We start from the raw sequence: 8,739 nt of genomic DNA on the forward strand, positions 1-8,739 counted from the left end.
CGCCGGCTGGGAGCCGCCGAACGTACCGGCGCTGTGGCAGCAGATCTGAGCCGGCGTACCCGCGCGGCGGAGCCGGCCGGTCCCCGGCTCCGCCGCGCGTCCGCCTCCGCCCGGCCGGTCGCGGCGCAGCCGTCGGGGTGGGGGTCGGCGTCGGGTTGCCGCCTCCGCCGCCGATCTGGAGGTCGACGCAGGAGTAGAACGCGTTGGCGGTGTCGGAGATGTTCCAGATCGCGAGCAGCTTCTGCCGGCCGGAGAAGCTGCCGAGGTTGACGGTGTGCGACACGGTCGCGCCGGGCTGGCGGCCCCCGCCGTCGACGACCGCGACCCGGGTGCCGCCGATCCAGTACTCCCAGTTGGCGGTGGCGTGCCGGGCGGTGTTGACCCAGGTGAACGTGACGGTGCTGCCGACCGAGGTGGCCGGCCAGTTGCGGCTGTCGTCGTTGAGCACCGCGAACTGCGCGATGCCGGCGTGGCAGCTCCGCAGGCCCTTGGGGCCCTCGACGCTCTGCGGCTCGTACTTGATCTGGCCGCAGTCGGGCACCCGGTTCTGTGCGCAGAGCGCCTGGCGGCTGGGCGGCGAGGAGACGTAGCCGTGGGCCTGCGCGGGCGCGGCGAGTGCCAGCGTGCCGGTGACGGCACCGGCGGTGAGCAGCGGGAGGGTGATTCTTCGGCGCATGGTGGCAACTCCTTCGGGGGGAACGGAAGGTGTCACGAACATAAATTAAACATTGTTAACAGTAAAGACTCCTGTCTATAAATTAAGCCCTGCACGCCCAGCGCCGGGCGTATGATCCTGATCGATGGCTCGCCGCGCGGAGCCGATCGTCGTTCGTGGGCATCCCGCCGCCGCCAGGCGTCCGGGAGGACGACGCAGAACCGGGCATCTCCCCGTCGTCCCACTCCCCCCGAAGGACATCCCCGGATGAGAAGACCCACTGCGTTCGCGGCCGGCCTGCTGCTGCTCGCCACCGCGCTCGGCACCGCCGGCGGGCCGGTCGCCGCCGCCGACCCCACGGACCCAGTCACCGTGACCGTGAACACCAGAGCCGGGCTGGCCACCGTCCCGGCCACCGCGCTCGGCGTCAACCACGCCATCTGGGACTCGCAGCTCGGGAGCGCCGAGACGTCCGACCTGCTCAAGGCCGCGGGCGTGAAGATGCTGCGCTACCCCGGCGGCTCGTACGCCGACATCTACCACTGGGAGACGCACACCGCGCCCGGCGGCTACGTCGCACCGAACACCGACTTCGACACGTTCATGGCCGGCGCCCGCCGCGTCGGCGCCGAGCCGATGATCATCGCGAACTACGGCACCGGCACGCCCGCCGAGGCGGCGGCCTGGGTCCGCTACGCCAACGTCACCAAGCGCTACGGCGCGAAGTGGTGGACAGTCGGCAACGAGAACTACGGCAACGGCCACTACGGCTCGGCCTGGGAGGCCGACGACCACCCGGACAAGAGCGCCGCCCAGTACGCGCGGCTGGTGATCGAGTACGCCGACGCGATGAAGGCGGTCGACCCGAGCATCAAGGTCGGCGCGGTGCTCACCATGCCCGGCAACTGGCCGGACGGCATCACCGCCGGGTCCGACCCGGGTCCGTGGAACCAGACCGTGCTCTCCCTCGCCGGCCCGAAGATCGACTTCGTGGACGTGCACTGGTACCCGGGCGGCGGCGCCGCCGACTCGCTGGCCCGCACCAGCCACCTGCCGGACGCGGCCTGGCTGCTGCGCCAGCAGATCGCCCGCTACGCCGGCCCCGGCGCGGACCGGATCGGGATCAGCTTCACCGAGCTGAACGTCGACGCCGGCCGTACCACCGCACCGGGCGCGCTGTTCCTGGCCGACGCCTACAGCGGCCTGCTGGAGCAGGGCGTGTTCACGGTGCAGTGGTGGAACGTGCACAACGGCATCGGCACCGTCTCCGAGGTGGCCGGGCAGACCGACTACGGCGACTTCGGGCTGCTGTCCAGCGGCAACTGCACGAGCGACGGCGAGGTGTGCCAGCCGGCGTTCAACACCCCGTTCGCGCCGTACCACGCGTTGTCCATGATGAACCTGTTCGCCCGGCCCGGTGACCAGCTCGTCCGCGCCGGGACCGACGAGCCGCTGGTCGCCGCGCACGCGGTCCGCCGGCCCGACGGCAGCGTCGCGGTCCTGCTGCTCAACAAGGACCCGGACACCGCCCACCCGGTGGCGCTCGACTACGCCGGGTTCACCCCGGCCGACGAGGCGCCGACCGTGCACACGTTCGCCAACGGCGCGACCGGGATCAGCACCGCCCGCTCGGGCGACGCGACCGCGCGGACGCTGCCGCCGTACTCGCTCACCACGCTCGTGCTGCGACCGGCCGGCAGCTCGGCCGGGCGGCCCGGCGCCCCCGGCCGGCCGACGGCGAGCGCGGTGACCGACCGCGCGGCGACCATCTCCTGGCCGGCGGCCACGCCCGGCGCCGCGCCGATCGCGAAGTACGAGGTGCACCGCCAGCACGGCGCGGTGAGCGAGCAGCTCGGCGAGACCGCCGGCACGTCGCTGACGGTGGGCAACCTCGAACCGGGCGCCCGCTACACGGTCAACGTGCTGGCCCGGGACACCGCCGGACGGGTCTCGTGGTCGTCCCCGCCGCTGACGTTCGCCACCGGCAGCCCGGCCGAGAGCTCCTGCGCGGTGCGGTTCGACGCCGACAACGACTGGGGCAACGGGTACGTGGCGAACGTCGAGGTGATCAACACGGGCGCGAAGGCCGTCGACGGCTGGACGCTCACCTGGACCTGGCCGACGGGCTGGCAGCAGGTGAGCAGCGGGTGGAGCGCCACCTGGGACCAGCAGGGCCGCGACGTCCGGGTGACGCCCACCGCCGACAACCGGCGGCTCGCCGCCGACGGCGGGAGCACGACTGTGGGCTTCGTCGGCGCGTACAGCGGGCCGAACGTGCCGCCGGGGGCGTTCCGCCTCAACGGGACGGTCTGCACGCTGCGCTGACCGACGGTCAGCCCCGGCCGGGTGGCCGCAGCCGCACGTCGGCCGCCGCCGGGACCTTCGGGTTCCGGCGGTGGCCGGCCCGGCGCGGCGCCGGCACCACGTGCGGGCGCACCGGTCCGGCCGGCGAGACGGGTACGGGCAGGTCCGGCGCGGGCCGCGGCAGCACGGCCAGGATCGCCACGAGCAGTGCCACCGCGACGACGCCGTCGAGCCAGTAGTGGTTGCCGGTGACCACCACCACGAGCGCTGTCACCAGTGGATGGAGCAGCCAGAGCCAGCGCAGCCGCCCGGCGGTGACCGCCATCAGCGCCAGCGCGATCGCCAGCGCCCAGCCCACGTGCAGCGACGGCATGGCCGCGTACTGGTTGCTGAGCTGGTCGGTGTCGGGCGGTCCGTAGACGCTCGGGCCGAACCGGGTGCCGGTGTCGACCATCCCGGTGAGCGCGGTCAGCCGCGGCGGCGCGAGCGGGACGCAGACGTGCAGCACCAGCGCCACCGCGGTCAGCGCCGCCAGGGCTCGCCGCAACCGCACGTAGTGGGCCGGGCGGCGCAGCCAGAGCCAGACCAGGCAGAGCACGGTGGCCGGGAAGTGCACGTAGGCGTAGTAGGAGTTGGCCAGCCGCACCAGCAGCTCGTGCGACAGCAGCGGCCCCTGCACGAGCGTCTCGTCGGGCAGGCGCAGCAGCCGCTCCAGCCGCCAGACCCACTCGCCGTTCGCCAGGGCCAGGTCGGCGTGCCCGGCGACGACCTGCCGGCCCGCCTTGTAGGCCAGGAAGAGCACGGCGACGAGCGCCAGCTCACGCGCGGCCCGCTGCCATGCGGCGAGGCGGGCGGGCGCGGTCCGCGTGGCGTCCACGGCTCCTCCTTCGGTTCGTCCCCGCATGGACCAGGGCCGCCGCCGGGGTCGGCGACGGCCCTGGGGGTACGGGCTCAGCGGCGGGCGCGTTCCTCCCGGCCGGCCGAGTCCACGCTCACCTCGTCGAAGGCGGGCGCGCCGTCGACGGCGTCCGCCCCCACCGCCACCGAACGGCCGGTGTCCGGCAGGTCGAGGCTGGAACGCAGGGTGACCGGGCGCAGCAGCAGCGCCGCAACGATACCCACCACCGCGATGGCGGCCGAGATCAGGAAGATGTGCCCCGTTGCGTCCCCGTACGCGGCCCGGACGATCTGCCGGACCGGCTCGGGCAGCGCGTCGAGGTTGAGCGTGCTGCCGCCGCCTCCGCCGGAGGTGGGGATGCCGGCCGCGGCGAGGTCGCCTGTGATCCGGTCGGTGACCCGGCGGGCCAGCACCGCGCCGAGCACGGACACGCCGATGGTGCCGCCGAGCGAGCGGAAGAACGCGACGCTGGCGCTGGCCGCGCCGATGTCCCTGAGCGCGACCGTGTTCTGCACGGCGAGCACCAGGTTCTGCATGGTCATGCCGACGCCGACGCCCACGATGAACATCGCGAGGCCGACGAAGACCAGCGACGTCTCGTGGTCGATGGTGCCGAGCATGGCGAACCCGATGACCAGCACGACGGAGCCGAACACGATGTACGGCTTGATCTTCCCGGTGGCGGTGATCATCCGGCCGGCCACGATCGAGGAGATCAGCACACCGGCCATCATCGGGATGGTGAGCAGGCCGGCCTCGGTCGGGCTGTAACCGCGGCCGATCTGGAAGTACTGGCCGAGGAAGACCGCGCCGCCGAACATCGCCATGCCGACCGCGAGGCTGCCCAGGATCGCCAGGGCGGTGGTGCGCTCGCGGACGATGTGCAGCGGCACCACCGGCTCGGCGGCCCGTGCCTCCACCCAGACGGCGAGCGCGAGCAGCAGCACCGAGCCGCCGACCATGGCGCCGGTCTGCCAGGAGATCCAGGCGAACGAGTCGTCGACGAACGAGATCCAGATCAGCAGCACGCTGACGCCGGCGGCGATGAGCGTGGCGCCCAGATAGTCGATCTTGACGTTGGCCCGGCGCACGGTGGGCAGGTTCAGGGTGATCTGCAGCAGGAACAGCGCGGCGGCCGCGACCGGTACGCCGACGAAGAAGCACCAGCGCCAGCCGAGCCAGGAGGTGTCCACGATGAGGCCGCCCAGCAGCGGGCCGCCGACGGTGGCCAGCGCCATCACGCCACCCAGGTAACCGTTGTAGCGGCCTCGCTCACGCGGCGGGATCATGGCCGCGATGGCGACCTGGACCAGCGCCTGGAGACCACCGACACCGATGCCCTGGAACGCGCGGGCGGCGATGAGCTGCTCGGCGCTCTGCGCGAAGCCGGCCGCGACCGAGCCGACCAGGAACACCACGATGGCGACCTGGATCAGCAGCTTCTTGTTGAACAGGTCGGCCAGCTTGCCCCAGATCGGGGTGGTCGCCGTGGCGGTGAGCAGGGTGGCGGTGACCACCCAGGTGTACTGCGTCTGCGAGCCGTTGAGCGCTCCGATGATCTTCGGCAGGGCCGTCGAGACCACGGTGCTGCTCAGCATGGCCACGAAGAGCACCAGCAGCAGACCGCTGAGCGCCTCCAGCGTCTTCCGCTTGCTCATGGGTGCGGCCTCAGCCGTCGTGGTGGGTGCGCTCATGCGCGCGTCCTCCAGGTGTGTCGATTCGGGTGGCCGCTTCGTTGCCTCAAGCAATCAACACTAAACCTTGCCCGGTCGGCAAGTTTGCCCATTGAGAAATGGGTCACCTACGCTTGGAGCATGGAGGAGTGCACCGGGCTGCGGGAGCGGAAGAAGGCGGCCACCCGCCTGGCGCTGCACGAGGCGGCGCTGTCCCTCGCCGTCCAGCACGGCCCCGACCGGATCACCGTCGAGGCGATCGCCGACGCCGCGAACGTCTCCCGGCGGACGTTCTCCAACTACTTCGGCGGCAAGGAAGAGGCCCTCTTCCACGGCGACACGCTGCGGCTGCGCCGGCTCCTCACGCTCGTCGCGGAACAGCCGGCCGAGCTGTCGCCGTGGGCGGCGCTGACCCGGGCCGCCCTGGCCCAGGCCGAGGACGGCTACGACGACCCGGCCGAGCCCTGGCTCAACCGGCGCCGGCGGCTGCACGGCCACCCGAGCCTGGCCGCCCATCAGGTCGGCGCGTACGCGGCCCTGGAACGCGAGATGGCCGCGGAGCTGACCCGCCGGCTGACCGGACCCGACGCGGCGCTGCGGGCCCGGATCGTCGCCGCGACGTTCCTCGCGTCCCTGCGGATCGCCGCCCACGAATGGCTGGAGCAACCCGGACGGCCGTTGCGCGACGTGCTGCGCGCCGTGCTCGCCCACGCCGCCCCGGCTACCGGCTGAGCACTCCCCGACCGCTGCTCCCGTCGGACCGGTGGAATGGCCGGCGAAAGCGACATCCCATCTGACCTGGGCTGACACACTCGCCCGGTGGGTGGCGACCGGTGGCGCAAGGGGCTCGGGCCGGCGACCGGCGTCGCCCCCGCCACCCGGGTCGACCGGTTCGAGATCTTCTTCGACCTCGTCTTCGTGGTGTCCTTCTTCATCATCACGCGCGCCACCGCCGCGAACGTGACCCCCCGGGAACTACTCCACGCGCTGCTGGTGCTCGCCGTGCTCTGGTGGTGCTGGGTGGTGCACAGCGCGGTCGCCGCCCGGCTGCGCCTCGGCGAGGGCTTCGTGCCGATCCTCATGGTGGTCGGCATGATCGCGCTGTTCACGTTCGCACTCGCGCTGCCGCAGACGTTCGGCGACCTGGACAAGGGCAGCGCCGGGCCGATCCTGGTCACGATCAGCTACGTGGTGATCCGGCTCGTGCACACCGCGCTGTACTGGTACGCCACCGGCGACGACCCGCCGGCCCGGCGCAAGCTGCGACTGTTCCTGCCCGAGGCGCTGGTCACCGCGTCCCTGCTGCTGGTGGCGGCGCTGCTGCCGCCACGCGTACCCCCGGAGGTCGGCCCGTGGCTGCGCGACGGGCTGTGGATCGCCGTGGTGGCCATCCAGTACAGCAGCGGCCTGCTGGCCGGCACCGACGGCTGGAAGATCACCTCAGCCGAGCACTGGACCGAACGGTACGACCTCATCCTGATCATCGCGCTGGGCGAGTCGGTCATCTCCGTCGGTGTCGGCGGGAACCTGCTCGGCCAGGCCGTGACCTGGCCGGCGATCCCGGCGGCGATCTTCGGCATCCTGTTCACCGCGGCGCTCTGGTGGGCGCACTTCGACATGACCGGCCCGGCCGCCCGGATCGCGCTGCACGCCGCCCAGGGCCACGCGCGGGTGGCGCTGGCCCGCGACGCGTACGCCTACCTCTACCTGCCGATGATCGCCGGGGTGATCCTGTTCGCGATCGGCGCCGAGGAACTGGTCCGGATCGTCACCGACCCGGCGGGCGGCCCGATGGAGCGCGGCCACGGGCCGGCGGTGCCGCTGCTCTTCGGTGGGGTGCTCCTCTACCTCGCCGCCAACATGGCGTTCCAGTGGCGCGCGCTGCGGACGCTGTCCTGGACCCGGGTCGGGGCTCTGGCCCTGCTCGCCGCGGCGCTGCCGGTCGGCCGGCACCTGCCGGCGCTCGGCGCGCTGGGACTGCTCACCGCGATCTGCGTGGTCCTGGTGGCAGCCGAGCTGGTGATCTTCGCCGATTCCCGGGTCGCGTTGCGCCGGCTGATGCACGAGGAGAAGGCCAGCGCCGAGGAGAGCGAGGCCGCCTGGCGGGCCCGCTGGCGCGACGGCGGCGACGGTGCCCCGCACCGACCTTGACACAGGCCCTAGAGTCTCCGCGTGATCGAGATCGTCACCGAGGTCGACCTGTTCCACCCGCCCGCCCGGATCTGGCGGGCGCTCACGGAACGCGCGCTGCTGGCCAAGTGGTTCGCCGACAGCGCGCCCGGGTCCGACCGGTGGATCCTGGCCACCGCCGCGCTGCCCGGCTACGACGGCGACACCGAGGTGGAGACCGTCGAGCTGCGGGCGCCGGATCGGCTGGTCGTCCGCTGCCGGGAGGCCGGCCGGGCCACCCGCCTCGCCTGCGACCTGACCCCCACCGCGCACGGCACCCGGCTGTCCGTACGCGAGGTGCTCGAGGAGGGCGACTGGGACGCCGATGCCCGCGCCGAGCAGCACGAACAGGCCGTGACCGGACGGCTGCCGGCGATCCTGGACTGGCTGGCGTTCCAGAACGTCGACCTGCGCCGCGCCGAGGGCGGCCTGACCGCCGAACTGCCAGTGGTCCGGCTGCTCGGCGACGATCAGCGCCGGCCCGGGCCGCGCCGCGTGCTGCTGGCGGCCGGTGCGGTGACGCTGATCGCCGCCGCGGCCGGGGCGACGGTTTGGGCCACCGCCGGCGAGCCGCCCGCGCCGGCCGCGCCCACGCCCACGACGTCGCTGGTCATGCCGTCGTCCACCACCGCGCCCTCCGTCCGGCCCACGACCGCACGGCCCACACCCAGTGCCAGCCGCCGCAGCGCGTCGCCCTCACCGACGCCGTCGCCCACGCCCAGCCGTACGCCGAGCCCGAGGGCCTCGACTGTGGTCGCGGCGCCGCTGAGCGCCACCTACGAGACGGTCACCGACCGGGTCTTCGGCTACCGGGGCGAGGTGGTGCTGCGCAATCCCGGCCCGGCGCAGCGTCCGGCGTGGACGGTCACCGTGACGCTGCACGACGGTGCCACAGTGGGCAGCGTGAGCGGGGCCGAGGCCACACAGGACGGCCCAGTGGTCACGTTCACCGGGAGCGCCTTGCCGGGCGGCGAGTCCGCCACCATCCGCTTCGACGTCCGCGACCCCGACCCCTCGCACAACGCCCCCGCCGCCTGCGC

General features: G+C 73.1%; 7 protein-coding genes. 4 read left to right on the forward strand and 3 right to left on the reverse strand.

Annotated features, from left to right (window positions below; translation table 11 throughout):
- A partial coding sequence (locus tag F8279_RS27890) for a lytic polysaccharide monooxygenase auxiliary activity family 9 protein (protein WP_225853439.1) occupies positions 1-676 on the reverse strand: 676 nt, incomplete at its 3' end.
- A 246-nt stretch (positions 677-922) separates the two neighbouring features.
- On the opposite strand from F8279_RS27890, the gene F8279_RS27895 reads away from it, so the two are divergent.
- The gene (locus F8279_RS27895) at positions 923-2,980 is read left to right on the forward strand and encodes a cellulose binding domain-containing protein (RefSeq protein WP_091427069.1); all 2,058 of its coding nucleotides are present in this window, start codon (positions 923-925) and stop codon (positions 2,978-2,980) included.
- 7 nt (positions 2,981-2,987) lie between these two features.
- Here F8279_RS27895 and F8279_RS27900 read toward each other — a convergent pair whose 3' ends face one another.
- Together F8279_RS27900 and F8279_RS27905 are read right to left on the reverse strand one after the other, a co-directional pair.
- Entirely contained in the window at positions 2,988-3,836 is an 849-nt protein-coding gene (locus F8279_RS27900) for a phosphatase PAP2 family protein (RefSeq protein WP_091427070.1), read from the reverse strand.
- A gap of 74 nt (positions 3,837-3,910) precedes the next feature.
- Complete coding sequence (locus tag F8279_RS27905) at positions 3,911-5,551, reverse strand: MDR family MFS transporter (protein WP_091427071.1); 1,641 nt, start codon at positions 5,549-5,551, stop codon at positions 3,911-3,913.
- Positions 5,552-5,671: 120 nt separating this feature from the next.
- On the opposite strand from F8279_RS27905, the gene F8279_RS27910 reads away from it, so the two are divergent.
- The 3 genes from F8279_RS27910 to F8279_RS27920 form a co-directional block, all read left to right on the forward strand.
- Positions 5,672-6,262, forward strand: a complete 591-nt coding sequence (locus tag F8279_RS27910; RefSeq protein WP_091427072.1) for a TetR/AcrR family transcriptional regulator — start codon at positions 5,672-5,674, stop codon at positions 6,260-6,262.
- A gap of 87 nt (positions 6,263-6,349) precedes the next feature.
- Positions 6,350-7,681, forward strand: coding sequence for a low temperature requirement protein A (locus F8279_RS27915; protein WP_151501532.1), 1,332 nt, complete (start codon positions 6,350-6,352; stop codon positions 7,679-7,681).
- Between the two features lie 21 nt (positions 7,682-7,702).
- The coding region (locus F8279_RS27920) for an SRPBCC domain-containing protein (RefSeq protein ID WP_151501533.1) at positions 7,703-8,739 on the forward strand (1,037 nt) is incomplete at its 3' end.

The organism is Micromonospora sp. AMSO1212t (genome assembly GCF_008868145.1).
Classification (GTDB): Bacteria; Actinomycetota; Actinomycetes; order Mycobacteriales; family Micromonosporaceae; genus Micromonospora; species Micromonospora tulbaghiae.